21 protein-coding genes are annotated in these 23,888 nt (G+C 69.7%); 20 read left to right on the top strand and 1 reads right to left on the bottom strand.

What is annotated here, in order from left to right; genetic code table 11:
• Positions 1–106 precede the first annotated feature (106 nt).
• The 17 genes from GSQ87_RS04790 to chpT all read left to right on the top strand — a co-directional run bounded on the left by GSQ87_RS04790 (position 107) and on the right by chpT (position 20,600).
• Positions 107–586 (top strand): division/cell wall cluster transcriptional repressor MraZ, encoded by a 480-nt coding sequence (locus tag GSQ87_RS04790; RefSeq protein WP_158913783.1) that lies wholly within the window; start codon positions 107–109, stop codon positions 584–586.
• Positions 583–1,536: a 16S rRNA (cytosine(1402)-N(4))-methyltransferase RsmH gene (gene rsmH / locus GSQ87_RS04785; RefSeq protein ID WP_158913781.1), complete on the top strand. Its 954-nt coding sequence runs from the start codon at positions 583–585 to the stop codon at positions 1,534–1,536. Before GSQ87_RS04790 ends, rsmH begins: the two co-directional genes overlap by 4 nt.
• Positions 1,533–1,943 (top strand): cell division protein, encoded by a 411-nt coding sequence (locus GSQ87_RS04780; protein WP_158913778.1) that lies wholly within the window; start codon positions 1,533–1,535, stop codon positions 1,941–1,943. Before rsmH ends, GSQ87_RS04780 begins: the two co-directional genes overlap by 4 nt.
• Positions 1,940–3,712, top strand: a complete 1,773-nt coding sequence (locus GSQ87_RS04775) for a penicillin-binding protein 2 (protein ID WP_158913775.1) — start codon at positions 1,940–1,942, stop codon at positions 3,710–3,712. The genes GSQ87_RS04780 and GSQ87_RS04775 overlap by 4 nt, the downstream gene beginning before the upstream one ends.
• Positions 3,709–5,163: a UDP-N-acetylmuramoyl-L-alanyl-D-glutamate--2,6-diaminopimelate ligase gene (locus GSQ87_RS04770; RefSeq protein ID WP_158913773.1), complete on the top strand. Its 1,455-nt coding sequence runs from the start codon at positions 3,709–3,711 to the stop codon at positions 5,161–5,163. Before GSQ87_RS04775 ends, GSQ87_RS04770 begins: the two co-directional genes overlap by 4 nt.
• Positions 5,156–6,553 (top strand): UDP-N-acetylmuramoyl-tripeptide--D-alanyl-D-alanine ligase, encoded by a 1,398-nt coding sequence (murF, locus tag GSQ87_RS04765; RefSeq protein ID WP_158913770.1) that lies wholly within the window; start codon positions 5,156–5,158, stop codon positions 6,551–6,553. Before GSQ87_RS04770 ends, murF begins: the two co-directional genes overlap by 8 nt.
• On the top strand, positions 6,550–7,671 hold the full coding sequence (gene mraY / locus GSQ87_RS04760) for a phospho-N-acetylmuramoyl-pentapeptide-transferase (protein ID WP_158913768.1): 1,122 nt from the start codon (positions 6,550–6,552) through the stop codon (positions 7,669–7,671). Before murF ends, mraY begins: the two co-directional genes overlap by 4 nt.
• Before the next feature lie 7 nt (positions 7,672–7,678).
• Positions 7,679–9,091: a UDP-N-acetylmuramoyl-L-alanine--D-glutamate ligase gene (gene murD, locus GSQ87_RS04755; protein WP_158913765.1), complete on the top strand. Its 1,413-nt coding sequence runs from the start codon at positions 7,679–7,681 to the stop codon at positions 9,089–9,091.
• A gap of 143 nt (positions 9,092–9,234) precedes the next feature.
• On the top strand, positions 9,235–10,407 hold the full coding sequence (gene ftsW, locus GSQ87_RS04750; RefSeq protein ID WP_158913763.1) for a putative lipid II flippase FtsW: 1,173 nt from the start codon (positions 9,235–9,237) through the stop codon (positions 10,405–10,407).
• Positions 10,408–10,502: 95 nt separating this feature from the next.
• On the top strand, positions 10,503–11,606 hold the full coding sequence (gene murG / locus GSQ87_RS04745) for an undecaprenyldiphospho-muramoylpentapeptide beta-N-acetylglucosaminyltransferase (protein ID WP_158913760.1): 1,104 nt from the start codon (positions 10,503–10,505) through the stop codon (positions 11,604–11,606).
• A 168-nt stretch (positions 11,607–11,774) separates the two neighbouring features.
• Entirely contained in the window at positions 11,775–13,199 is a 1,425-nt protein-coding gene (gene murC, locus GSQ87_RS04740) for a UDP-N-acetylmuramate--L-alanine ligase (protein ID WP_158913757.1), read from the top strand.
• A gap of 175 nt (positions 13,200–13,374) precedes the next feature.
• The gene (gene murB / locus GSQ87_RS04735; protein WP_158913755.1) at positions 13,375–14,280 is read left to right on the top strand and encodes a UDP-N-acetylmuramate dehydrogenase; all 906 of its coding nucleotides are present in this window, start codon (positions 13,375–13,377) and stop codon (positions 14,278–14,280) included.
• Between the two features lie 274 nt (positions 14,281–14,554).
• On the top strand, positions 14,555–15,496 hold the full coding sequence (locus tag GSQ87_RS04730; RefSeq protein ID WP_158913752.1) for a D-alanine--D-alanine ligase: 942 nt from the start codon (positions 14,555–14,557) through the stop codon (positions 15,494–15,496).
• Positions 15,484–16,407, top strand: a complete 924-nt coding sequence (locus GSQ87_RS04725; protein ID WP_158913750.1) for a cell division protein FtsQ/DivIB — start codon at positions 15,484–15,486, stop codon at positions 16,405–16,407. Before GSQ87_RS04730 ends, GSQ87_RS04725 begins: the two co-directional genes overlap by 13 nt.
• 15 nt (positions 16,408–16,422) lie before the next feature.
• Positions 16,423–17,763, top strand: a complete 1,341-nt coding sequence (gene ftsA, locus GSQ87_RS04720; RefSeq protein WP_158913747.1) for a cell division protein FtsA — start codon at positions 16,423–16,425, stop codon at positions 17,761–17,763.
• Positions 17,764–18,102: 339 nt separating this feature from the next.
• Complete coding sequence (gene ftsZ, locus GSQ87_RS04715) at positions 18,103–19,683, top strand: cell division protein FtsZ (protein ID WP_158913745.1); 1,581 nt, start codon at positions 18,103–18,105, stop codon at positions 19,681–19,683.
• Between the two features lie 203 nt (positions 19,684–19,886).
• Positions 19,887–20,600: a histidine phosphotransferase ChpT gene (chpT, locus tag GSQ87_RS04710; protein WP_158913742.1), complete on the top strand. Its 714-nt coding sequence runs from the start codon at positions 19,887–19,889 to the stop codon at positions 20,598–20,600.
• Between the two features lie 18 nt (positions 20,601–20,618).
• On the opposite strand, the gene GSQ87_RS04705 is transcribed toward chpT, so the two are convergent.
• Positions 20,619–21,569 (bottom strand): GlxA family transcriptional regulator, encoded by a 951-nt coding sequence (locus GSQ87_RS04705; protein ID WP_254062765.1) that lies wholly within the window; start codon positions 21,567–21,569, stop codon positions 20,619–20,621.
• Between the two features lie 264 nt (positions 21,570–21,833).
• Between GSQ87_RS04705 and GSQ87_RS04700 the strand changes: the two genes are divergently transcribed.
• The 3 genes from GSQ87_RS04700 (at position 21,834) to GSQ87_RS04690 (ending at position 23,837) form a co-directional block, all read left to right on the top strand.
• Entirely contained in the window at positions 21,834–22,475 is a 642-nt protein-coding gene (locus tag GSQ87_RS04700; RefSeq protein ID WP_158913737.1) for an HD domain-containing protein, read from the top strand.
• Between the two features lie 178 nt (positions 22,476–22,653).
• Positions 22,654–23,019: a PleD family two-component system response regulator gene (locus tag GSQ87_RS04695; RefSeq protein WP_158913735.1), complete on the top strand. Its 366-nt coding sequence runs from the start codon at positions 22,654–22,656 to the stop codon at positions 23,017–23,019.
• On the top strand, positions 23,016–23,837 hold the full coding sequence (locus GSQ87_RS04690; RefSeq protein WP_158913734.1) for a protein-glutamate O-methyltransferase CheR: 822 nt from the start codon (positions 23,016–23,018) through the stop codon (positions 23,835–23,837). Before GSQ87_RS04695 ends, GSQ87_RS04690 begins: the two co-directional genes overlap by 4 nt.
• The last annotated feature ends 51 nt before the right edge of the window (positions 23,838–23,888 follow it).

The raw sequence follows: 23,888 nt of genomic DNA, 5'->3' as shown, positions 1-23,888 counted from the left end.
CCCCGTTTGTGTCATTGTTTCCCACTCAAGCCCATGTTAACCCATTGTAGCCCAAAGCGATGGCGCGGAGGCTTATTGCGGCTTAGGCCGAGGGACTGGGTGAAGGGTGTTTCTCTCAACCTTCGAGAAGCAGCTGGATGCGAAACGGCGCATTGTCGTGCCGCAGGACTTCCGCGCGGCCGCGGCGCCGAGCGGGGCCGGCGGGTTCGACGGCGTGTTCTGCTTCCCCTCCATCGAGGCCGACTGCCTGGAGGGCGGCGGCCAGGCCCTGTTCCAGCGCTATCAGGGGTTGATGGACGAACTCCCCTTCGGCGACCCCCTGCGCTCGGCCCTGGAATTCAGCGTGCTCGGCGGCATGCGCCAGCTGGCCTTCGACACGGCGGGGCGCATCGTGCTGCCCGAGACTCTGTGCGAGGAATTCGGCCTGACCGACTGGGTCGCCGTGGTCGGCCTGGGCGACCGCTTCCAGATCTGGTCGCTGGACGCCTACCGCGCCCGCCGCGAGACCGAGCGCCAGGCGGCGCGCGAGGGACTGGCGGCGCTGCGCACGGCCCAGCGCCCGATCCGCGCGGTGAGCGGCCAATGACCGAGCGCCCTCACCTCCCCGTCATGCTGGCCGAAGTGGTCGAGGCCATCGCGCCCCGGCCCGACGCCGTGATCGTCGACGCCACCTTCGGCGCCGGCGGCTATACGACCGCCTTCCTGGAGGCCGGCGCGCGCGTGGTGGCGCTGGATCGCGACCCCAACGCCGAGCGGTTCGCCGGCCCGCTGAGCGCCACATATGGCGAACGCTTCCGCCTGATCCGCCGCCCCTTCTCCGAACTGCAAGAGGCCCTGGCCGAGGCCGGCGTCGCCCATTGCGACGGGCTGGCCTTCGACCTCGGCGTCTCGTCGATGCAGCTGGACGAGGCCGAGCGCGGCTTCTCCTTCATGCGCGACGGCCCGCTGGACATGCGCATGGCCCAGGACGGCCCGACCGCCGCCGATCTGGTCAACACCGCCGAGGCCGACGAGTTGGTCCGCATCCTGCGCCGCTATGGCGAGGAGCCGGCCGCGCGACGCATCGCCAAGACCCTGGTCCTGCGGCGCGAAACCCAGCCATTCCTGCGCACCGCCGACCTGGCCGACACGGTGGAGACCGCGTTGGGCGGCCGGCGCGGCGCCCCGACCCATCCGGCCACCCGCACCTTCCAGGCGCTGCGGATCGCGGTGAACGACGAGCTGGGCGAGCTGGAAGCGGGCCTCGAAGCCGCCGAGCGCGTGCTGGCGCCGGACGGGCGGCTGGCGGTAGTGACCTTCCATTCCCTGGAAGACCGGATCGTCAAGGCGTTCATGATCGAGCGCGGCGGACGCACGCCGCTGGGCTCGCGCCACCTGCCGCCAACCGCCGCCGGTCCAGCCCCGAGCTTCCACCTGCTGTTCAACGGCGCCTGGGCCGCGGGCGAGAGCGAGGTCGCGCTCAACCCCCGCGCCCGCTCCGCCAAGCTGCGCGCCGCCGCCCGCACCGAAGCTCCAGCCTGGAAGGCGGCCGCATGACCCCCTTCACCTTCCTGTTCCAGAAGCGCATCCGCGGTTTCCGCCTGGCGGAGCTGGCCGCCTTCTTCTGCCTGACGGCCCTGGTCCTGGGGGTCTATTTCAGCAAGGCCCACGCGGGCGGCGAGACCGCCAGGATCGGCGACGTCGACGACCAGATCACCGAAGAGCAGCACCGGGTGCGCCTGCTCAACGCGGAGCTGGCCCACCTCGAGGAGCCTGCCCGGATCGAGCGGCTGTCCCAGCAATATCTCGGCCTCGCCCCGATCGACGCCAAGCGCGAGACCAACTCCACCAGCCTGATGGAGATCGCCCGCGCCGCCGATACGCCTGCGCCGCCGGCCAAGGTGGTCAAGGCCGCCACGCCGCCGAAGCCCGCGCCAGCGGCCTCGGAGGGCGCTGTGCGATGAGCCCGGTCGACTTCCACGGCGACTACCGCGAACCCTATGGCCCGCTGCAGGTCTGGCGCTGGCTGACCGGGCGGATGTGGTCGGTCGAGCGCGCGTTCGAGCGGGCCAAGACCTCGGGCCGGGCGGTGGACGACACCCGGCTGCGTATCTTCTTCGTGCTGGCCATCTTCGCCCTGGCCTTCGTGACACTGGGCCTGCGCGCCACCCGCGCGGCCCTGTTCGCGCCGATCGAGGCCGCCGGGCGCGAGGCCGCGCCTCTGGCCGGCGCGCGGGCGGACCTGGTGGACCGGGACGGCCGGCTGCTGGCGGTCGACCTCACCCACTACGGGCTCTATCTCGACCCGCGCGAAATCTGGGACACCAACGAGATCCGGCGCAAACTGTTGCCGGTGTTCCCCAAGCTCGCCCCCGAGCGGCTCGAGCGGGCGCTGCACGCCGGCCGGCGCGAATACCTGGGCGGCGGCCTGACGCCCCAGGAGATGCAGGCGATCCACGACCTGGGCCTGCCCGGGATCAGCTTCGAGGAAGAAGCCAAGCGGGTCTATCCGCTAGGCGCCACGGCCGAACACCTGATCGGCTTCACCGACGCCGGCGGTCGGGGCCTGTCGGGCGCCGAAAAGGCGCTCGACGCCCAGATCCACGAAGCCGCCGCCGCGGGCGAGCCGGTCCAGCTGGCCATGGACCTGCGGGTCCAGGCGGCGCTGCAGGACGAGCTTTTGAAGGCCTCCGACAAGTTCGGCACGCTCAACGCGATGGGCATGGTGGTCAATATCCGCACCGGCGAGATTCTGGCCATGTCCAGCCTGCCGGACTACGACCCCAACGCGCCGGGCAAGTCGCCCATCCCCAACCTGACCAATCATGAGGCCGCTTCGGTCTACGAACTGGGTTCGGTGTTCAAGGCCTTCACCATCGCCATGGGCCTGGATACGGGCGTGGTGAACATCGACAGCACCTTCGACGTGCACGCGCCCTTGATGAGCGGCGGCCGGCTGATCCACGACTTCGACAAGGGCGACAGCACCCTGGCGCTTTGGCAGGTGTTCACCCACTCCTCCAACATCGGCGCGGCCAAGCTGGCGCTGATGGCGGGCCCGGATCGGATGACGACCTATTTCCGCCGCTTCGGCCTGCTCAAGGCGGCGCCCAGCGAAATGTACGAGTCCGCCCGCCCCATCCTGCCACGCAAGTTCGACGACGACACCCTGGCCCACATGGCGTTCGGACAGGGCATTTCCGTCAGCCCGCTGGCGCTCGCGACCGGCTATAGCGCGCTGATGAACGGCGGGGTGTACCGCCCGCTGACCGTCCTCAAGGTCGCGCCCGGCCACGAAGCCAAAGGCGTGCAGGTGATCTCGGAGCAGACCTCCTACACCATGCTCCAGCTCATGCGCATGAACGCGCATACCGATCCCAGAGGCTCCGGCCACAAGGCGGACGCCCTGGGGCTGCGGGTCGGCGGCAAGACGGGATCGGCGCAAAAGCCGGAGAACGGCCACTACGGCAAGAACAACGTCTCGTCCTTCGTGGCGGTGTTCCCGACCGACGGTCCCATCAACGCCGATCGCTATCTGGTGGTCGTCACCCTGGATTCCCCCCACGCGACCAAGGACAGCTTCGGCTTGATCACCGCGGGCTGGAACGCGGCCCCCACGGCCGGCGCCGTCATCGACCGGATCGCGCCGTTCCTGGGCGTGCAGCGAGTGATCACCGCCGACAGCCCGACCCCAAACGGCCCCGGCGCCAAGCCCTCGGACATCGCCGAATGAGCCCGCGTCTCTCCGTCCTGACCGCGCGCGACCTGCCGCCCGAGGCCGACCCGGAGATCGCCGGCGTCACCGCCGACAGCCGCAAGGTCAAGCCCGGCTTCCTGTTCGCAGCCCTCCCCGGCGCAGAGGCCGATGGCCGCGACTACATCCACCGCGCGGTGGCGGCCGGCGCGAGCGCGATCCTGGCGCCCCAGGACACCCCGGACCAGTCCGTGCCGCTGGTGCGCGCCTGCGATGCGCGGCGTCTGTACGCCCTGGCCGCGCGCCGCTTCTACGGCGCGGAACCCGCCGTGGTGGTGGCCGTCACCGGCACCAACGGCAAGACCTCGGTCGCCACCTTCTGCCGCCAGATCTTCACGACGCTGGGCCGCAAGGCCGCCAGCATGGGCACGCTGGGCGTCCAGACCGCCGACCAGGTGCTGACCCCACCGGGCCTGACCACCCCCGACGCCGCCGAGGTCGCGCGCCTCGCGGCCGAGCTGGCCCATATGGGCGTCACCCACCTGGCGCTGGAGGCCTCGTCCCACGGCCTGGACCAGCGGCGGCTCGACGGGCTGACCCTGAAGGCGGCGGGCTTCACCAATCTCAGCCAGGACCACCTGGACTATCACGGCGGCATGGACGCCTACCGCGCCTGCAAGCTGCGCCTGTTCGAGCAGCTGCTGCCGCGCGGGACGACGGCGGTGCTGAACGCCGACGCCGCCGACTTCCCCGCCTTCGCCGCCGCCGCCGTGGTCAACGGCCATTCGATCATGTCGGTGGGCGAGACTGGCTTTGCCGTGCGCCTGGTCGCCCGCACGCCCGAGCCCTACGGCCAGCACATGACGGTGCAGGTCGCCGACAGAATATTCGAGGTCCGCCTGCCCCTGGCCGGCGGCTTCCAGGCCTCCAACGTGCTGGTGGCGGCGGGCCTGTGTATCGCGGCGGGCGAAGAACCGGCGGCGGTGATGGCGGCGCTGGAGACTCTGCAGGGTGCGCCGGGCCGGCTGCAACGGGTCGGAAGCGGTCCCAATGGCGGCGAGGCCTATGTCGACTACGCCCACACCCCCGACGGCCTGCACACGGTGCTGGAGGCGTTGCGGCCACACGTGCGCCGCCGCCTGATCGTGGTGTTCGGCGCCGGCGGCGATCGCGACCGGGCCAAGCGCCCGCTGATGGGACGCGCCGCCGCGCGCTTCGCCGACATCGCCATCGTCACCGACGACAATCCCCGCAGCGAAGACCCCGCCTCGATCCGCCGCGCCATCCTGGAAGGCTGCCCCGGCGCGGTGGAGGTCGGCGACCGTCGCGCCGCCATCCGCGCGGGCGTCGAACAGCTCGGCGAAGGCGACATCCTGGTGATCGCCGGCAAGGGCCACGAGCAGGGCCAGACCGTGGCCGGCGTCGTCCACCCCTTCGACGACGTGTTCGAGACCCGCGCCGCCCTGCAAGGGCAAGACGCCCATGCGTGAGCCCCTCTGGACATCTGAACAGATCGCGCGGGCGACGGGCGGCGAGGCGGGCGGCGCGCCCTTCGTGGTTTCCGGCCTGTCGATCGACACCCGCACCCTGAAGTCCGGCGACTTGTTCGTCGCCCTGGACGGCGAACGGGACGGTCACGACTTCTTGACCGCCGCCTTCGCCGCCGGAGCGGCCGGCGCCCTGGTCTCGCGCGGCGACGCTTTAGGTCCAGTCGTTAAGGTTAATCAAACTTTACAAGGGCTTGAACGGCTTGCTGTTGCGGCCCGCGAGCGCTCGCCCGCCCGGCGCGCGGCGGTGACGGGATCGGTCGGCAAGACCAGCGTCACCCAGGCCATGGCCTCCGCCCTTAGGCTTTCCGGCCGGAGCCATGCGCCGGTGAAGTCGTTCAACAACCATATCGGCGTGCCCCTGACGCTCGCCGCCCTGCCCCTAGACACGGAATTTGCGGTGCTCGAACTCGGCATGAACCATGCGGGCGAGATTGCGCCCCTGTCCAAGCTGGTGAGCCCGCACGTGGCGGTGGTCACCACCGTTGGCCCCGTCCACGTGGAGAACTTCCCCGACGGCGAGGCTGGCGTGGCCCTGGCCAAGGCGGAGATTTTCGAGGGTCTGGCGCCGGGCGGCGTGGCGGTGCTGAACGCCGACGACGCCTGGTTCGACCTGCTGGCCGACGCCGCCAGGGCCAAGGGTGCGCGAGTGCTGTCGTTCGGCCGCGAAGGCCGCGACGCCGAACTGGTCGGCTTCGAGCGCGACGGCGCCGGTGCGGTGATCGAAGCGCGCCTGCATGGCCGACCTATCCGCATCCCCATCGCCCAGGGCGGCGCGCACTGGGGCCCGAACAGCCTGGCGGTGCTGCTGGCGGTGGAGGCGCTCGGCGCGCCGGTCGAGCGCGCGCTGGACGCGCTGGCGGACTTCGCGCCGCTGGCCGGGCGCGGCGCCGAACAGCGCCTGCCGTTCGCCGGCGGGGCCGTCACCCTGGTTGACGAGAGCTACAACGCCAACCCGATCTCGATGCGCGCGACCATCCGCACCCTGGCCACAGCCCCCCATCGCCGGATCGCCGTGCTGACCGACATGCTGGAGCTCGGACCGGACGCCGCAGGGCATCACGCCACCCTGGCCGCGGACCTGGAATCGGCGGAAGTGGACGCCGTCTTCCTCGCTGGTCCCCTCATGCGCCATCTCTGGGACGCCCTGCCCGCGGCTCGCCGCGGCGCCTGGGCGCCCAGCGCCGCCGAACTCGCGCCCATGGTGGTTTCCGCCGTGCGGGCGGGCGACACGGTGATGGTCAAGGGCTCCAACGGATCGAAGGCCTCGCTGATCGTCCAGGCGCTGAGCGGCGCCGCCACCCAAACTCCGGCCGGAGCGCCGCGCCCATGATCTACCTGATCTTCCAGTTCCTGGACGCGCACCGCGACACGCACTTCCACTACGTGCCCGTGGTCAACCTGCTGCGCTACCTGACCTTCCGCACGGGCCTGTCCTTCGTGACCGGCTACATCGTGGCGGTCGGAATGGGCTCGCGCTTCATCCGCTGGATGCGCACCAAGCAGGGCAAGGGCCAGCCAATCCGCACCGACGGGATCGAGCGCCACCTGCTGGAAAAGAAGGGCACGCCCACCATGGGCGGCTTCATGATCCTGGCCGGGCTGATGGTCGCCACCCTGCTGTGGGCGGACCTGACCAATGTCTATGTCTGGGTCGTGCTGCTCGTCACCGCCGCCTATGGCGGGCTGGGCTTCATGGACGACTACGAGAAGGTCACCAAGCAGACGGTGGCGGGCGTCTCATCGCGCATGAAGCTGCTGGTCCAGTTCCTGGTGGCCGGGGTGGCGGTCTATCTGATCATCCGCTTCGGCCAGAAGATGCCGGAGGCGGCGGTGCGCACCTCGGTCGCCTTCCCGGTGTTCAAGGAGGCGCTGCTGAACCTGGGCTGGTTCTACATCGTCTTCGGCATGGTGTTCATCGGCGGCTTCTCCAACGCGGTGAACCTGACCGACGGGCTGGACGGCCTGGCCATCGTCCCGGTGATGATCGCGGCGGCCGCCTTCGGCTTCATCGCCTACATCGTGGGTAACCTTAAGTTCGCCGACTATCTGCAGGTCCACCCAGTGCCCGGCGCCGGCGAGATGGCGATCATCTGCGGGGCGCTGATGGGGGCCGGCCTGGGCTTCCTCTGGTACAATGCGCCCCCGGCCAAGATCTTCATGGGCGACACCGGTTCATTGGCGCTCGGCGGCGCGCTCGGGACCATGGCGGTGGTGGCCAAGCACGAGATCGTGCTGGTGATCATCGGCGGCCTGTTCGTGGCCGAGACGCTGAGCGTCATGATCCAGGTCGGCTACTTCAAGCGCACCGGCAAGCGCGTCTTCCTGATGGCGCCGATCCACCACCACTTCGAGAAACTCGGATGGGCGGAATCCACGGTGGTGATCCGGTTCTGGATCGTCTCCATCCTGCTGGCGCTCGCCGGCCTCGCCACCCTGAAGCTCCGGTGACCGCACGATGATCCCGGTCAAAGGTTTCGACGGCAAGCATGTCGCGGTGTTCGGGCTGGCCCGCACCGGGCTGACGGCCGCGCGCGCGCTGCTGGCGGGCGGCGCCAAGGTCGCCCTGTGGGACGAAAACGCGGAGGCCCGCTCGCGCGCCGCCGCCCAAGGCCTGCCCGTGGTGGACCTGTCCAAGGCGGACTTCGCCCAGTTTGACGCCCTGATGGTCTCGCCCGGCGTGCCCTTCACCCACCCCACCCCCCATTGGACGGTCAGGAAGGCCCAGACCGCGGGCGTGGAGATCCTGGGCGACATCGAGCTGTTCGCCCGCACGGTGAACGCCGTCGATCCCTGGAAGCGGCCGAAGATCGCCGCCGTCACCGGCACCAACGGCAAATCCACCACCACCGCCCTGCTCGGCCACATCCTGAAGTCGGCCGGCAAGGACGCCCACGTCGGCGGCAATATCGGCGCGGGCGTGCTGGGGCTCGAAGACATGCACGGCGGCGCGGTCTACGTGCTGGAGCTGTCGTCCTACCAGCTCGACCTGACATCGAGCCTCAAGGCCGACGCGGCCATCCTGCTCAATATCTCGCCCGATCACCTGGACCGTCACGGCGGCATGGACGGCTATGTCGCCGCCAAGCGCCGGGTGTTCCTGAACCAGGGCAAGGGCGACACCGCCATCGTCGGGGTGGACGACGCCTGGGGCCAGAACATCTGCACCGAACTGCTGGCCCGCAACGGACGCACCATCGTGCCGATCTCGGCCGGTCGCTCGATGGGCCGGGGCCTGTATGCGCTGCAGGGCGTGCTCTACGACGCCATCGGCGAACGGGTGACGGAGGTGGCGGACCTGAGCCGCGCGCCCGGCCTTCCCGGCCGCCACAACTGGCAAAACGCCGCCGCCGCCTATGCCGCCGCCCTGGCGCTCGGCGTGTCGCCCCAGGACGCCGCCGACGCGCTGATGAGCTTCCCGGGCCTGGCGCACCGCATGGAGGATGTGGGCACGGTCGGGCGGGTGCGTTTCGTCAACGACAGCAAGGCCACCAACGCCGACGCCGCCCGCCAGGCCATGAGCGCCATCCCCAAGTTCTACTGGATCGCCGGCGGGCGTCCCAAGGCCGGCGGCATCGACTCCCTGCGCGACCTGTTCGGCCGGGTGGAGAAGGCCTACCTGATCGGCGAAGCGGCGCAGGAATTCGGCCGCACCCTGGCCGGAGCCGCGCCCGTCGAACAGTGCGGGGACCTGCTGCGCGCGGTGGACGCGGCCTTCCACGATGCGGCGGCCAAGGGCCGCGACGCAGTGGTGCTGCTGTCGCCCGCCTGCGCCTCATTCGACCAGTTCCCCGACTTCGAGGTCCGCGGCGACGCCTTCCGGTCGCTGGTGCACGGCCTGGCCACGACGCCACGACAAGCCGCCAGCTGATCCACCGATCCGCCGGATTGCAACGTCCCCTTAACCCTGACCCACGCAATGTTGCGGGCGAGAATCATTGCGAGCCACGCCCCGTCGGCATGGCTCGCCAGCCTTAGTCCCGCCCCGAGCATGATCGAATTCCGGACGCGACCATGACGTTCACGCCCCACGCCTTCGCCCGGACGGACCGCTCGCGCTTCGGCCAATGGTGGTGGACCACCGACCACCTGCTGCTGGGCTCCACCGCCATCCTGATCGGGCTGGGCGTGATGCTGTCGTTCGCCGCCAGCCCGGCGGCGGCGGCGCGGATCGGCTATCACGACCCGTTCCACTTCGCGGTGCGCCAGTGCGTCTACGCGGCGGGCGGCGCGGCCATCCTGCTGACCATCTCCACTCTGTCCGCCCAGGGAATCCGGCGCACCGCCTTCGTCGTCTACGTCCTGTCGATCCTGGTGATGATGGCCCTGCCGTTGCTAGGCCACGCCGCCAAGGGCGCCCAGCGCTGGCTGGAGATCGGCGGCTTCTCGCTGCAGCCGTCGGAATTCCTCAAGCCCGCCCTGATGATCCTGGTCTCCTGGATGTTCTCGGAGGGCCAGAAGGGCCAGGGCGTGCCGGGCGTCTCTATCGCGTTCGGCCTGTATCTGCTGTCGGTCGTGCTGCTGCTGATCCAGCCGGACGTGGGCCAGACAGTGCTGATCACCGTGGCGTTCGGGGTGGCCTTCTTCATGGCCGGGGTGCCGATCCGCTGGATCCTGGGCCTGGGGGCGGTGGCCTCCACCGGCATGGTGATCATCTACCTGACCTTCCAGCACGTGGCCGCGCGCTTCCATAAGTTCCTGAACCCCGAGGGGACCGACACCCATCAGGTGGACAAGGCCGCCGAGGCCATCCGTCACGGCGGCTTCTTCGGGCGCGGTCCCGGCGAAGGGGTGATGAAACGCCACGTGCCCGACCTGCACACCGACTTCATCTATTCGGTGGCGGCCGAGGAGTACGGCCTGATCTTCTCGCTCTGTCTGATCGGCCTGTTCGGCTTCCTTGTGGTGCGCGGGCTGTACAAGTCGATGAAGCTGGCCGACCCGTTCGAGCAGGTGGCGGCGGCTGGGCTGTTCGTGCTGGTGGGCGAGCAGGCCTTCATCAATGTGGCGGTGAACCTGAACCTGATCCCGACCAAGGGCATGACCCTGCCCTTCATCAGCTATGGCGGTTCTTCGATGCTGGCCATGGGGCTGACGCTCGGCATGGCGCTGGCCCTGACCCGCCGCCGTCCCGGCGCCTACGCCAGCTCCGAAGGCCCCGCGCCCGCCGGCGCATCGCTGATGTGAAAACCGCCGGCCAGTCAGGCCATCAAGCGCGGTTAACAGACGACACCAACTTGAGTCATCCTGCGCGCGTCGCTTAGCGATTCGAGGCGCCGGGAATGGAATCTGTCGTGACCGAGGCCAACCGCACCGTCGTCCTCGCCGCAGGGGGCACCGGCGGACATCTGTTCCCCGCCGAAGCCCTGGCGCGGGTGCTGACCGAACGCGGCTGGCGGGTGATCCTGGCCACCGACACCCGGGGCGACCAGTACGCCGCCGACTTCCCGGCCGCCGAACGGCTGGCGCTCGAAGCCGCCACCTTCAAGCTCAGCAACCCCATCGGCATGGTCCGGGGCTGGCTGCGCATCCGGGCGGGCGTGAAGCGGGCGCGCCGAGCCTATGTGCGGCTGCGGCCCTCGGTGGTGGTGGGCTTCGGCGGCTATCCCTCGCTACCCGCCCTGCTGGCGGCCAAACAGGCGCGCATCCCCCGCCTGATCCACGAGCAGAACGCGGTGCTGGGGCGGGTGAACCGCTATCTCAGCAAGCGGGTCGATAAGGTCGCCTGCGCCTTTCCCATCCTGCGCAGGGCGCCGGGCAAGCTGAAGCCGATGGTGGTGGGCAACCCCGTACGGCCCGAGATCCGCGCCCTGTACGACCAGCCCTACGTCCTGCCGGGCGGTGTCTTCACCCTGCTGGTCACCGGCGGCAGCCAGGGAGCCAAGCTGCTGTCGGAAACCGTGCCAGCGGCGGTGGCCATGTTGCCGGAAACGTTGCGGCTGAGCCTGCGGGTCGAGCAGCAGACGCGCATGGATTCGCTGGACTTCGCGCGCCGCACCTACACCAAGGCCGGCGTCGAGGCCGAGGTCGCGCCCTTCTTCCGCAACATGGCCAAGCGCTTGTCCTCGGCCCACCTGGTGATCGGGCGCGCGGGCGCCTCGACCGTGAGCGAGCTGGCGGTGGCCGGACGGCCCTCGATCCTGGTCCCCCTGGCGATCGCGGCGGACGACCACCAGACCTACAACGCCGAGCTGCTGGCCGAGGCGAGCGCCGCAGTGATCCTGACGGAGAAGAAGTTCACCCCTCAGAAGCTGGCCGAGGTGCTGGAGGGCCTGCTCACCACCCCCCACGTGCTGGACAAGATGGCCGAGGGCGCGCACGCCGCCGGCCGCCCCGACGCCGCCGAACGCCTGGCGGACCTGGTGGAGGCGACGGCTCGCCGGTGACGCTTGTGTGACTTCCCGGCCCTTGTTCGGACAAGGCAGGGATGCGAAAGCGCAGGGACCGTTAAGGTCCCTATTCCCCTATTTGTGGATCGGGATTCGATAGCCATCGGCGAGATCGGCGGATCATCGGCCGATGATGGCGCCCAAGCCCGACCCAAGGTCTGTGTAATGTCCTCCACCCGCCTGCGCCCCACGCCCTTCCCCATCGGCCCGGTCCACTTCGTGGGCATCGGCGGCATCGGCATGAGCGCCATCGCCGAGATCATGCTGCGCGCGGGCTATGCGGTGCAGGGCTCCGACCAGAAGGCCGGGGCGAACACCGAGCGGCTGGAGACGCTGGGCGCCAAGATCCACATCGGCCATGCGGCCCAGAACGTCGACGGCGCCTCGGCCCTGGTGTTCTCCTCGGCCGTCAAGCCGGACAATCCCGAATACGTCGAGGCCCGCGCCCGCCACATCCCGCTGGTGCGCCGCGCCGAGATGCTGGCCGAGCTGATGCGGCTGCACTTCTCGATCGCGGTGGGCGGCACCCACGGCAAGACCACCACCACCTCGATGGTCGCGGCCCTGCTCGACGCGGGCGGGCTGGACCCGACGGTGATCAACGGCGGGATCATCAACGCCTACGGCTCCAACTCCAAGATGGGCGAGGGCGACTGGATGGTGGTGGAGGCCGACGAGAGCGACGGCACCTTCCTGCGGCTGAAATCCACCGTGGCCATCGTCACCAACATCGACCCCGAGCACCTGGACCACTACGGCGACTTCGAGAAGGTGAAGAAGGCCTTCTGCGACTTCGTCGAGAACATCCCCTTCTACGGCTTCGCGGCGGTCTGCCTGGACCACCCGGAAGTGCAGGCCCTGACCTCGCGGGTGGAGAACCGGCGGCTGATCACCTACGGGACCAATCCCCAGGCCGAGGTGCGCGCGGTCAATATCGAGATGGGCGCGGACGGGGCCTGCTTCGACTGCCAGATTTCGCCGCGCGAGGACGTGCGGATCGTGTTCGAGAAGCTGCGCCTGCCAATCACCGGACGCCACAACGTCCTGAATTCGCTGGCCGCCATCGCCGTGGCGCACGAACTCGGCGTGAGCGAAGAGGCGATCCGCGCCGGCCTGGCGGGCTTCGAGGGCGTCAAGCGCCGCTTCACCACCACGGGCGTGGCCCACGGGGTGCGGGTGATCGACGACTACGGCCACCACCCCGTCGAGATCGCCGCCGTGCTCAAGGCCGCGCGCGAGGTGCAGAACGGCGGCGGCAGGGTGATCGCGGTGGTGCAGCCGCACCGCTACACCCGACTGCACGACCTGTTCGAGGAGTTCTGCGGCTGCTTCAACGACGCCGACAGCGTGCTGGTGGCCGACGTCTACCCGGCCGGCGAACAGCCGATCGAAGGCGCCAACAAGGACGCCCTGGTGGCGGGCCTGCGCCGCTTCGGCCACCGCAGCGCCAGCGCGCTCGAAAGCCCGGCCGCCCTCGCCGCCGCCGTGCGCGAGCACGCGACGGCCGGCGACCTGGTGGTGTGCCTGGGCGCCGGCGACATCACCGCCTGGGCCTACGCCCTGCCCGGCCAGCTGGACGCGCTGGGGTGAGGCGGCAGGCTGACCGGCTCCTGCGTCCTTCGAGACGCCCCTTCGGGGCTCCTCAGGATGACGAATGTGGGGGCATCGCAAAAAACTTCGTCATGCTGAGGAGCGGCGTTAGCCGCGTCTCGAAGCACGCAATGCATATCCACACTGCATTCACCAGCGCGGGAACTCAGCCGGCATGAGCTGGACCGACCGCCTGCCCACCGTGCGAGGCAAGCTGCTGCGCGACGAGGCGCTGGCGCCGTTCACCTGGCTGCGCGTCGGCGGTCCGGCCGATGTGCTGTTCCTGCCGGCGGATGAGGCGGACCTGTCGGCGTTCCTGGCGGGTCTCGATCCGGGCGTGCCGGTGACGCCGCTAGGCGTCGGCTCCAACACCCTGGTGCGCGACGGCGGGGTCGAGGGCGTGGTGATCCGCCTGGCGGGACGGGCGTTCGCCGCCACGGAAGCGCTCGACGACCACCGCATCCGGGCGGGCGCGGCCGCGCTCGACGCCCAGGCGGCCAAGGCGGCGGCGAAGGCGGGCATGGCGGGGCTGGAATTCTACACCGGCGTGCCGGGGACCATCGGCGGCGCCTGCATGATGAACGCGGGCTGCTACGGCGCGGAGACCAAGGACGTGCTGGTCGAAGCCTATGCGCTGGATCGTTCGGGCGAACGCGTCGTGTTCTCCAACGCCGAGATGGATTTCAGCTACCGCAGGTGCGGCGCGGCGGCCGAGCGTTGGCTGATCTTCACCGGCGCTCTGTTCCAGGGGCGTCCGGACGATCCCGCCGCCGTGACCGGGCGCATGGACGCGATCACCGCCCGGCGCGAAGCTTCCCAGCCGATCCGCGAGAAGACCAGCGGCTCGACCTTCAAGAACCCCGACGGCCACAGCGCCTGGAAACTGGTCGACGAAGCCGGCTGGCGCGGCAAGCCCCACGGCGGGGCGATGTTCTCCCCCCAGCACGCCAACTTCCTGATCAACACCGATAACGCCAGCGCCGCCGACCTGGAGGGCCTGGGCGAAGCGGTGCGCGCCGACGTGCTCGCGAAACTCGGCGTGGAGCTCCACTGGGAAGTGAAGCGGATCGGGCGACGATAGACCCTCTCCCCTTGCGGGAGAGGGAGGGGCCCAGCCTTGCTGGGAGGGTGAGGGGTCGACGGACGTTCGCCGTTGATATCGCAGCAAGACCCCTCAACCTTCCCACGCGTCTATCGACACGCGGGCCCCTTCCTTCTCCCGCAAGGGGAGAAGGTGATTATCCCCGTCCGCGGCGTTTCGACTCTGAAACGCGACGTTTGCGTCGTCGCCGAAATCCCGCATTAGCTCCGTCCCTTAACGGCCCGCACCTGGGCCCAAGCGGATGAGAGCCTCCATGTCCGAACGCCCCCTGGCCGACCGTCGCATCGCCGTGCTGTTGGGCGGACTCAGCCCCGAGCGGGAGGTCAGCCTGGTGTCCGGCGAGGCCTGCGCCTCGGCCCTGGAACGGCTGGGGGCCAAGGTGGCGCGGATCGACGCCGGCCGCGACCTAGCCGAAGTCCTGACCGCTGCGCGGCCCGAGATCGCCTTCAACGCCCTGCACGGCGCCTGGGGCGAGGATGGTTGCGTCCAGGGCGTGCTGGAGACGCTCGACATCCCCTACACCCACTCCGGCGTGCTCGCCTCGGCCTTGGCGATGGACAAGGCCAAGGCCAAGGCGGTGCTGGCGGCGGCGGGGGTGACGGTGCCGGGTGGCGGCCTGTTCGACCGCCACGTGGCGGCGCGCGAGCACGTCATGGCCCCGCCCTATGTGGTCAAGCCGAACGCCCAGGGCTCTTCGGTCGGCGTCTTCCTGGTGTTCGAGGGCGCCAACCGGCCGCCCGAGGAACTGGGCCGCGACGACTGGGCCTTCGGGGAGGAGGTGATGATCGAGCCCTACATCGCCGGACACGAATTGGCGGTGGCGGTGCTGGGCGAGGCCGGCGGCGCGCGGGCGCTGGCGGTGACCGATATCGTCGCAGCCTCGGGCTTCTACGACTACGAGGCCAAATACGGCGAAGGCGGCTCCAAACACGTGGTCCCCGCGCCGATTTCCCCTGAGATAACAGCGGTCGCCATGCGCATGGCCGAGCGGGCGCACATCGCATTGGGTTGCCGAGGTCTTACCCGATCCGACTTCCGTTATGACGAAGTTAAGGGTGATCTGGTCCTACTGGAAGTGAACACCCAGCCCGGCATGACACCCACCTCGCTCGCGCCGGAGCAGGCCGCCCACACTGGTTTGGACTTCGACCGTCTCGTGCTTTGGATCGTAGAGGACGCCTCATGCCCGCGATGAAGCGGGACGGCCCCAAGGTCGCCCGACCTAACGGCGGAACCGCGCCCGCGAGGGGCGGTCGCCGACCAGCGCCCGGCCCCGCACCGCGCGGGTTCGGTGGACGGCCGCGCCTGGTGCTGGCCGCCGCGGGCGCCGTCGTGGTCGCCGCCGTCGGGCTGACCCTCGCCACCGGCGGGCGGGCGCGCGCGCTGCAGGTCGGGGTGAACACGGCGGTGGCCGGCCAGTTGGCCCGTGCGGGCTTCCGGGTCGCCAATGTCGAGGTCGAGGGGGCTTCGCGCTTTTCCGTTCCCTACATCGTGCGCGCCGCCGCCGTGGAGCATGGCGCGCCGCTGATGGGCGTGGACCTCAAGGCCGTACGCGAACGCGTGCAACAGGTGGGTTGGGTCAAGTCGGTGCGCATCTTGCGCCTGCTGCCCGACACCGTGGTGCTGGCGGTGTCCGAGCGTCCGCGCCTGGCGGTGTGGCAGGACCAGGGCCAGTCGCACGTGGTCGATCCCGACGGGCAGGTGATCCCAGAGGCCGACCCTGGCCTGTTCGTCGACCTGCCGCTGATCGTGGGCGCCGGCGCGCCCCAGGCCGCCAACGGCGTGCTGCCCCTGGTGCAGACCCGTCCGCGCCTGATGAGCCGCCTGGAAGCCCTGGTGCGGGTGGACCAGCGCCGCTGGGACCTGCGCCTGAAAGACGGCAGCCTGATCCAGCTTCCCGCCGTCGGCGAGGACGCCGCCCTGATCCAGCTCGACCAGCTGGACCAGAAGAACCGCCTGCTCGACCTCGGCTTCGCCCGCATCGACCTGCGCGATCCCGAAATGGTGATCGTGCGTCCGCGCCAGCCGGCGGCCACGCAATCCGCCCAGGCCCAGACGCCCCACACCCCATCCGCGCCGCCCGCGCCCACCGCCGCCAAGACCTGACCAGGAGCCGAGGAGATGTCCAACCTTCGTGATCGCCGGGAGGCCCGTGACGGGCTGAAGATGCTCTCCGGCCAGAACCGCCAGCACCTGGTGGCGGCGGTGGATCTGGGCGCCTCCAAGGTCGGTTGCTTCATCATGAAGCCGGACGGGGCCAAGCGCGAAGACCGCTCGATCAACGTCGCGGGCGTGGCCCACGTGCGCTCCAACGGCATCCGCGGCGGCGCGATCATCAACATGGACGAGGCCGCCCACGCCATCGCCCAGGCGGTCGAGCGGGCCGAGAACATGGCGGGCGCCAGCGTCTCGGGCGTGGTCATCACCACTGCCGGCGGCCAGCTCGCCAGCCACCGCTCCTCCACCACCATCCAGCTGTCCAGCCGGCCGATCAGCGACCACGACCTGTCGCGCGCCCTGGCCCTGGCGGTGAACCAGTGCCGCTTCCTGGGCCGGCGTCCGATCCACCTGCTGCCGGTGGCTTGGTCGGTGGACGGCGCGCGCGGCCTGCGCGACCCGCGCAACATGTTCGGCCGCAGCCTCAGCCTGGACCTGCTGGTCGTGACCATGAGCGAAAGCGCCTTCCAGACGCTCGGCCACTGCCTTGAGCTTGTGCACCTGCAGTTCGAAGGCGTGGTCGCGGCCCCGTTCGCCTCGGCGCTGGCGGCGCTGGAAGACGACGAGATGGACCTGGGCGCGGTCTGCATCGACATGGGCGGCGGCTCGACCTCGGTGGCGGTGTTCGGCGACGGCTCCCTGCTCCACGTCGACAGCCTGGCGGTGGGCGGAAGCCACGTGACCGCCGATATCGCGCGCGGCCTGTCGACCACCATCGCCGGCGCCGAGCGGATCAAGACCCTGCACGGCTCCGCCATCGCCTCGGCCAACGAGGACCGTGAGATGATCGAGGCGCCGCCGCGCGGCGACGATCCCGGCGCCGGCGCGGTGATCGCGCCGCGCAGCCTGCTCAAGGGCATCATCGCCCCGCGCGTGGAAGAGACCCTGGAACTGGTGCGCGAGCGCCTGAAGGCCTCCGGCGTGCCGTTCGAATCCGGCGCCAGCATCGTGCTGACCGGCGGGGCCAGCCAGCTTGTCGGCGTGCGCGAAGTGGCGGTGCGGGTGTTCGACCGCCCGGTTCGCCTGGGTCGGCCGCGCCGCGCGCCACACCTGGCCGAGGCCGCCGCGGGTCCGGGGTTCTGCGCCGCCGCCGGCGTGCTGCACCGTTCGGCCTTCGGTCCGCGCGAGGCGGTCTCCGCCCGCTCGCTCGCCGGGTCTTCGCGCAGCACCCAGCCCCGCGAGCCGATCGACCCCAACGCCGGCGTCCTGCAACGCGCGGCGGGCTGGCTGCGCGAGAACCTGTAGGGCGGAGTCCTCGCCCACAACTCCAGCGGCAAACCGCGCGAGCTTCTACTTCCTCCCCATCCGCCAGGAAGGAAACCGGAAGCGTCTCGACCGCCATCGCCCATGCCGCCAATCGTTCGCCCCATTGGCCTGCGCAAATTCAGCGCAGGGAAAAACGCTACTGAAATTGCGCGCCGAATCAGTGAATTGTTACTGCATCGGGTCTTATCGAATCCGCGACTCGGGGTAGGGGTTAACTACGGGTTAAGGATAAGGGTGTCTTATCGGCGCCGCGGTGGGATGCCAAGAATGGTCGTCCGTCGTCGGATCGTGGGGCCGTCGGTCTAAGGAAAGAAATCCATGGCGATACATCTCTCGGCGCCTCGCGCCACGGAATTGAAGCCGCGGATCGTCGTGTTCGGCGTCGGCGGGGCCGGCGGGAACGCCGTCAACAACATGATCGAGGCGGGCCTCGAGGGTGTCGAGTTCGTCGTCGCCAACACCGACGCGCAACAGCTCCAGTTCGCCAAGACCGACCGCCGCATCCAGCTCGGCATCACCGTCACCCAAGGGTTGGGCGCAGGCGCGCACCCCGAGGTCGGCATGAGCGCGGCCGAGGAGAGCTTCCCCGAGATCGGCGAGCACCTCGAAGGCGCCCACATGGTGTTCATCACCGCCGGCATGGGCGGCGGCACCGGCACCGGGGCGGCGCCGATCATCGCCAAGGCGGCGCGCGAGCGTGGCATCCTGACCGTCGGCGTCGTCACCAAGCCGTTCCACTTCGAGGGCCGTCACCGGATGCGCCTGTCGGACGCCGGCGTGAGCGAACTGCAGCGCTACGTCGACACCCTGATCGTCATCCCCAACCAGAACCTGTTCCGCGTCGCCAACGAGCGCACCACCTTCGCCGAGGCCTTCGCCATGGCCGACCAGGTGCTGCATTCGGGCGTGCGCTCGATCACCGACCTGATGGTGATGCCGGGCCTGATCAACCTCGACTTCGCCGACGTCCGCTCGGTGATGACCGAGATGGGCAAGGCCATGATGGGCACCGGCGAGGCCAATGGCGAGGACCGCGCCCTGATGGCCGCGCAGAACGCCATCGCCAACCCGCTGCTGGACGAGGTCTCGCTCAAGGGCGCCAAGGCCGTGCTGGTCAACGTCACCGGCGGCCTGGACATGACCCTGCTGGAAGTCGACGAAGCGGCCAACGCCATCTCGTCGGAAGTCGATCCGGACGCAAACATCATCTTCGGCGCCGCCTTCGACCCGTCGCTGGAAGGCAGCATCCGCGTCTCCGTCGTGGCCACCGGCATGGACGCCGGCGTCCAGACCCAGGCCGACCCGGCTCAGCGCCCCAACCTTCGCCAGCCTGCGCCCCTGCCCGCAGCCCCGCCGCTGCGCGTCCAGACCACTCCCGCCCGCGCGGCGGGCGAGCAACCGGCCTGGCCGACCTCAGCGCCCTCGACGTCCTATTCGACCCCGTCGTCGACGCCCACCCTGTGGCCCGAGCCCGCGCGTCCCGAATCGGCCGCCACCACCGGGACGGCGCAGGAAAAGCCGGTCGTAACTCCGGCGCCCGAGCCGATCATCCGCATCATCGACCCCTCGGTCGAAGACAGCGAAGACGAGCAGCTCGGCTTGACCAAGCGGCCCGCGCCCCAAAGCCTGGCCCAGCGCCCGGCCTACGAGAACCGCCAGGGCTACGCGCCCCGACAGCCCGAGCCCAAGAAGGGCGGCTGGCTCAGCCTGTTCGGCGGTCGTCCGCGTCAGGACTATTCGCAGGGCGCTCATCATCCTCAGCCCAATCCCCCGCCCGCGCCCACGCGTGCGGTCCAGGGCGGCGGCAGCGCTCAGCCCGCCATCCAGCCGAACATCGAACCCCATGATTCGACGGAGGATCTGGACATACCCTCCTTTCTCCGCCGCCTCGCGAACTGAGCGGGAAAAGAATCCGAAATGAAGGCCCCCGGAAGCCCAGCGCTTCCGGGGTTTTTTATTGCGCCGAGATCGGATGTCCCGCCCGACCGCCGCCCATCCGCAAAAGCCATGAGGACGAGCGGAGCTCCGGACGCGACGCCAAGCCGTATTTCCAACACACTTCGGTCCAGCCACGCTAAAGACTTCCGAGTGCAGACCCGACCATGACCGATCCCATGCCCGAAACCGACTACGCACCGTCGTCCGCCCCGACCTGGGACGACCCTCTGACGCCCCCCGCCGAACCGGTCACAGCCGGCGAGCTGGCGGCCCAGCTATCCGCGCGCCTCTGCCACGACTTCGTCAGTCCGGCGAGCGCCATCGTCTCGGGGTTGGACCTGCTGGAGGACCCCACCGCCGCCGACATGCGCGAAGACGCCATGAACCTGATCAACACCTCGGCGCGCAAGCTGGTGGACATGCTGGCCTTCGCGCGGGTGGCGTTCGGCGCCTCGGCCTCGGCCGAGACCTTCGACGTGCGCGAGTTGGAGAAACTGGCGCGCGGCGTCTTCGCCCATGTCCGCCCGCAGATGGAGTGGTCCACGCCCATGGCGGGGCTGAACAAGACCGCCGCCCGCGCCCTGCTCAACCTGGCCCAGATCGGCGCCGGCGCCTTGCCGACCGGCGGGCTGGCGCGCATCTCGGCCACGATCCAGGACAACGACGTGCTGCTGTGGGTGGAGGCCGTCGGGCCGCGCGCCCGCCTTCGGCCCGAAGTGACCACCGGCCTGCGCGGCGAGAAGCTGGAAGGCGGCCTCGGCGGCCACTGGGTGCAGGCCTACTATCTGCACCTGCTGCTGAAGGCGGCCGGCGGTCGGGTCGATTTCGCCGTGGCCGAGGAGCGGGTGACGCTGCGCGCGCGGGTCGCGGCGGATTAGCGACGTCGCCCGGAGCCGTCAGCTCGCCCTGAAGCTGGCGCGATACTGGTTCGGCGTGACGCCCAGGCGCTTCATGAACACCAGGCGCATATGCTCGGCGCCGCCAAAGCCGCATTCATAGGCCACGCCCTTCAACGCCAGATCGCCGCCCTCGAGGCGACGACGCGCCGCGTCGATGCGGGCGCGTTCGACGAACTCGGCTGAGGTGATCCGGGTCTCCCGCTTGAAGACGCGCACGAAGGTGCGTGGGCTCATGCCCGCGACCTGGGCCAGGATCTCCACGCTGTTCGCCTCACGCAGATGGGCCATGACGTGGGCGTGGACGCGGGCGATCGGCGAGTCCTCCGCCGCGAACGGGACCAGGTAGGGACTGAACTGGGATTGGCCGCCCTGGCGCTGGGCGACCACCACCAGACGCTTGGCCACCGCCAGCGCCACCTCGGGGCCGTGGTCCTGCTGGACGATCGCCAGGCTCAGATCGATCCCGGCGGTCACTCCCGCCGAAGTGACGAGCGTTCCGTCGCGGATGTGAATCCGGTCGAGTTCGACACGGGCCCGGGGAAACCGTAGGGCCAACAAAGGCGCATCCTGCCAGTGGGTGGTCACGGTCCGGCCGTCGATCAGCCCGGCATGGCCCAGGGCGAACGCGCCAGTGCAGATCGACCCGTACAGCGGGCAGCTCTCGGCCATCGCCACCAGCCATTCGGTCAACCGGGGCTCGGGTTCGGATGTCGGAAGCCCAGGTCCTCCCGCCACCAGCGCCAGATCGTAGGCCGGTCGCGCCTCGTGGAAGGCGAGGTCCGGCGTGATCGACATGCCGTTGGAGGCCCTGACGGCCGCGCGATCGGCGCCAACCAGACAGAGCCCATAGCGCTGGTCCTCGCCCAGGAAGCCGTTCGCCTCGTTGAACACGTCGAGCGGCCCGGCCACGTCCAGCGCCTGGACGCCGGGAAAGATCGCGAGGGCCACGGTCTTCAAGACGAAGAACTCCAGACACCGTGCGCATAGCCGCGCGAACTGGATGCATACGCCACGCCCACGCGGTCGCAAACGACCCCGCGCTTTCAGGAAACCCGCCTCGATGCCTATGGGCGGCCGGAATGCGTGTCTGTTTGGCGGTTTTGCAGGGTTCGAGCCCGTGGCCCGCCCCCCTCCCCTGGCGGATGATGGGGCCGACATCCCAGGGCCCGCCGCTCGGGCGACGCGCCCAGATCATCCCCAAAGGAGCCTCACATGCCCAAGATCATCGCCGGCGTCGCCATTCCCGACAGCAGGATAGTCCTCGAAGCGGAGCAACTGGTCCGCGATACCGAATCCGAGCTGCTTTACCACCACTCCAACCGAGTGTTCCTGTTCGGGGCCCTGAGCGGCCAGCGCCAGGGGCTGAAGGTCGACGCCGAACTGCTTTACCTGGGAGCGATGTTCCACGACATGGGACTACAGCCGCCGTACGTCAGCGCCGACGAACGCTTCGAGGTCGACGGGGCCAACGCCGCCGCAGCCTTCATGCGCGCGCACGGCGTGAACGAGAGCGACGTGGACGACGTCTGGGACGCCATCGCGCTGCACACCACGCCCGGCATCCCCAAGCACAAGCGTCCGGTCGTCGCCCTAGTCACCGCCGGTGTCGAGATGGATGTCCTGGGGCTGGACTACGACGCCTTCAGCGCCGAACAGCGACGAGAGGTCTGCGCGCATCACCCGCGCGGTCACGATTTCAAGAACGGGATCATCGACGCCTTCGCCTGCGGGACGATCCACAAGCCGCTGACAACCTTCGGCAACGTCAAGGCCGACGTGCTGAGCCTGCGCGACCCCAGCTATGTACGGCTCAACTTCTGCGACATGATCCTTAATTCGAGCTGGAGCGAGTAGACGCCCTGCGACGCGGGCGCGACGCTGTTTACTTCCTGGCAACCCAACCGCTCCACGGCTCCTTAACCAGACGCGACTAGTTTGCGAAGGGATCGCGGCGGCTTGTTCCGTCGCGCAAGCTGGTGCGATGGAAATGGAAATTCCCCATCCCAGCGTATCCTGGAGTGGAGCGTCGCGCATGAAGATGTGCCTGGTCGTCGATGACAGCCGGGTCGTGCGCAAGGTGGCTCGCCGCATCCTGGAAGCGCTCGACTTCGAGACCGCCGAAGCCAGCGACGGCGCCGAGGCGTTGGCCTTCTGCCGCACCGCCATGCCCGACGCCATCCTGGTGGACTGGCGGATGCCTAACATGGACGGCCTGGAATTCGTGCGCACCCTGCGCCAAGAGCCCGAGGGCGGCCGTCCGATCGTGGTCTTCTGCGCCGCCGAGAACGAACCCGCCCGCATCGCCGAGGCGCTCGACCAGGGCGCCGACGAATTCATCATGAAGCCGTTCGACGGCGACATTGTCGCCCACAAGTTCGGACTGGCGGGTCTGCTGTGAACCCTGCCGACCTCGCAGAACTGAGCCGGATCGTCCAGGCGCGCGCAGGATTGCTGCTGCGCGGCGACAAGGCTTATTTCGTCGAGAGCCGCCTGGCCCTGCTGGCGCGGCGGGAAAACGCGGCTTCGGTGGACGAACTCGGGCAGCGCCTGCTGGCCGGCGGCGACGAGCGCTTGCTGGACGCCGCCTGCGAGGCGCTGGCGGTCACTGACACCGCCTTCTTCCGCGACCCCGACGTATTCGGGCACCTGCGCGACCACACCCTGCCCGGCCTGCTGGCGGGGCGGGCGGAAAAGCTGATCCAGGTCTGGTGCGCGGGCTGCGCCACCGGCCAGGAAGCCTATTCCCTGGCCATGCTGGCGCTGGAGTCGGCCGACACCATGCCGGGCCTGCGGCTGGAGATCGTGGCCACCGACCTGTCCCAGCGCGCGCTCGAAAAGGCGCATGCGGGCATCTACACCCAGTTCGAGGTCCAGCGCGGCCTGCCGATCCGCTATCTGCTCCGCCACTTCGAGAAGGTGGACGAGATGTGGAGCGCCTCGCCGCATCTGCGCGGCCAAATCCGCTGGCGCCGGCTGAACCTGATGGAGGCGCGCCGCAGCGTGCGCCGCTTCGACCTGATCCTGTGCCGCAACGTGGTCAGCTATCTCGATCCCGCCGCCCGCGCGGTGCTGCTGCAGCAGTTCGCCCCCGCCCTTGCGGACGACGGTGTGCTGGTGCTCGGCCAGAACGAGGTCGCCCCGACGGACTTTCGAGAAACCGAAGCCAACATCGGCGTCTTCCGCGCCTCCGATCCGTTGAAGCGCGCGGCGGCCTGATCCAGCCGTAGGCGTCTTCCAGCGACGGCGTGCTTCCGTCAGGCCCATCGC

The sequence above is a fragment of the Caulobacter sp. S45 genome (genome assembly GCF_009765965.1).
Taxonomy (GTDB): Bacteria; Pseudomonadota; Alphaproteobacteria; order Caulobacterales; family Caulobacteraceae; genus CAHJWH01.
This window is presented reverse-complemented; position numbering and strand designations above follow the sequence as displayed.

Bases quoted from the DNA above. Each gene is read 5' to 3' on its own strand.
- rsmH (WP_158913781.1), top strand. From the start codon at position 583: ATGACCGAGCGCCCTCACCTCCCCGTCATGCTGGCCGAAGTGGTCGAG.
- GSQ87_RS04780 (WP_158913778.1), top strand. From the start codon at position 1,533: ATGACCCCCTTCACCTTCCTGTTCCAGAAGCGCATCCGCGGTTTCCGC.
- GSQ87_RS04775 (WP_158913775.1), top strand. From the start codon at position 1,940: ATGAGCCCGGTCGACTTCCACGGCGACTACCGCGAACCCTATGGCCCG.
- GSQ87_RS04770 (WP_158913773.1), top strand. From the start codon at position 3,709: ATGAGCCCGCGTCTCTCCGTCCTGACCGCGCGCGACCTGCCGCCCGAG.
- murF (WP_158913770.1), top strand. From the start codon at position 5,156: ATGCGTGAGCCCCTCTGGACATCTGAACAGATCGCGCGGGCGACGGGC.
- mraY (WP_158913768.1), top strand. From the start codon at position 6,550: ATGATCTACCTGATCTTCCAGTTCCTGGACGCGCACCGCGACACGCAC.
- murD (WP_158913765.1), top strand. From the start codon at position 7,679: ATGATCCCGGTCAAAGGTTTCGACGGCAAGCATGTCGCGGTGTTCGGG.
- ftsW (WP_158913763.1), top strand. From the start codon at position 9,235: ATGACGTTCACGCCCCACGCCTTCGCCCGGACGGACCGCTCGCGCTTC.
- murG (WP_158913760.1), top strand. From the start codon at position 10,503: ATGGAATCTGTCGTGACCGAGGCCAACCGCACCGTCGTCCTCGCCGCA.
- murC (WP_158913757.1), top strand. From the start codon at position 11,775: ATGTCCTCCACCCGCCTGCGCCCCACGCCCTTCCCCATCGGCCCGGTC.
- murB (WP_158913755.1), top strand. From the start codon at position 13,375: ATGAGCTGGACCGACCGCCTGCCCACCGTGCGAGGCAAGCTGCTGCGC.
- GSQ87_RS04730 (WP_158913752.1), top strand. From the start codon at position 14,555: ATGTCCGAACGCCCCCTGGCCGACCGTCGCATCGCCGTGCTGTTGGGC.
- GSQ87_RS04725 (WP_158913750.1), top strand. From the start codon at position 15,484: ATGCCCGCGATGAAGCGGGACGGCCCCAAGGTCGCCCGACCTAACGGC.
- ftsA (WP_158913747.1), top strand. From the start codon at position 16,423: ATGTCCAACCTTCGTGATCGCCGGGAGGCCCGTGACGGGCTGAAGATG.
- ftsZ (WP_158913745.1), top strand. From the start codon at position 18,103: ATGGCGATACATCTCTCGGCGCCTCGCGCCACGGAATTGAAGCCGCGG.
- chpT (WP_158913742.1), top strand. From the start codon at position 19,887: ATGACCGATCCCATGCCCGAAACCGACTACGCACCGTCGTCCGCCCCG.
- GSQ87_RS04700 (WP_158913737.1), top strand. From the start codon at position 21,834: ATGCCCAAGATCATCGCCGGCGTCGCCATTCCCGACAGCAGGATAGTC.
- GSQ87_RS04695 (WP_158913735.1), top strand. From the start codon at position 22,654: ATGAAGATGTGCCTGGTCGTCGATGACAGCCGGGTCGTGCGCAAGGTG.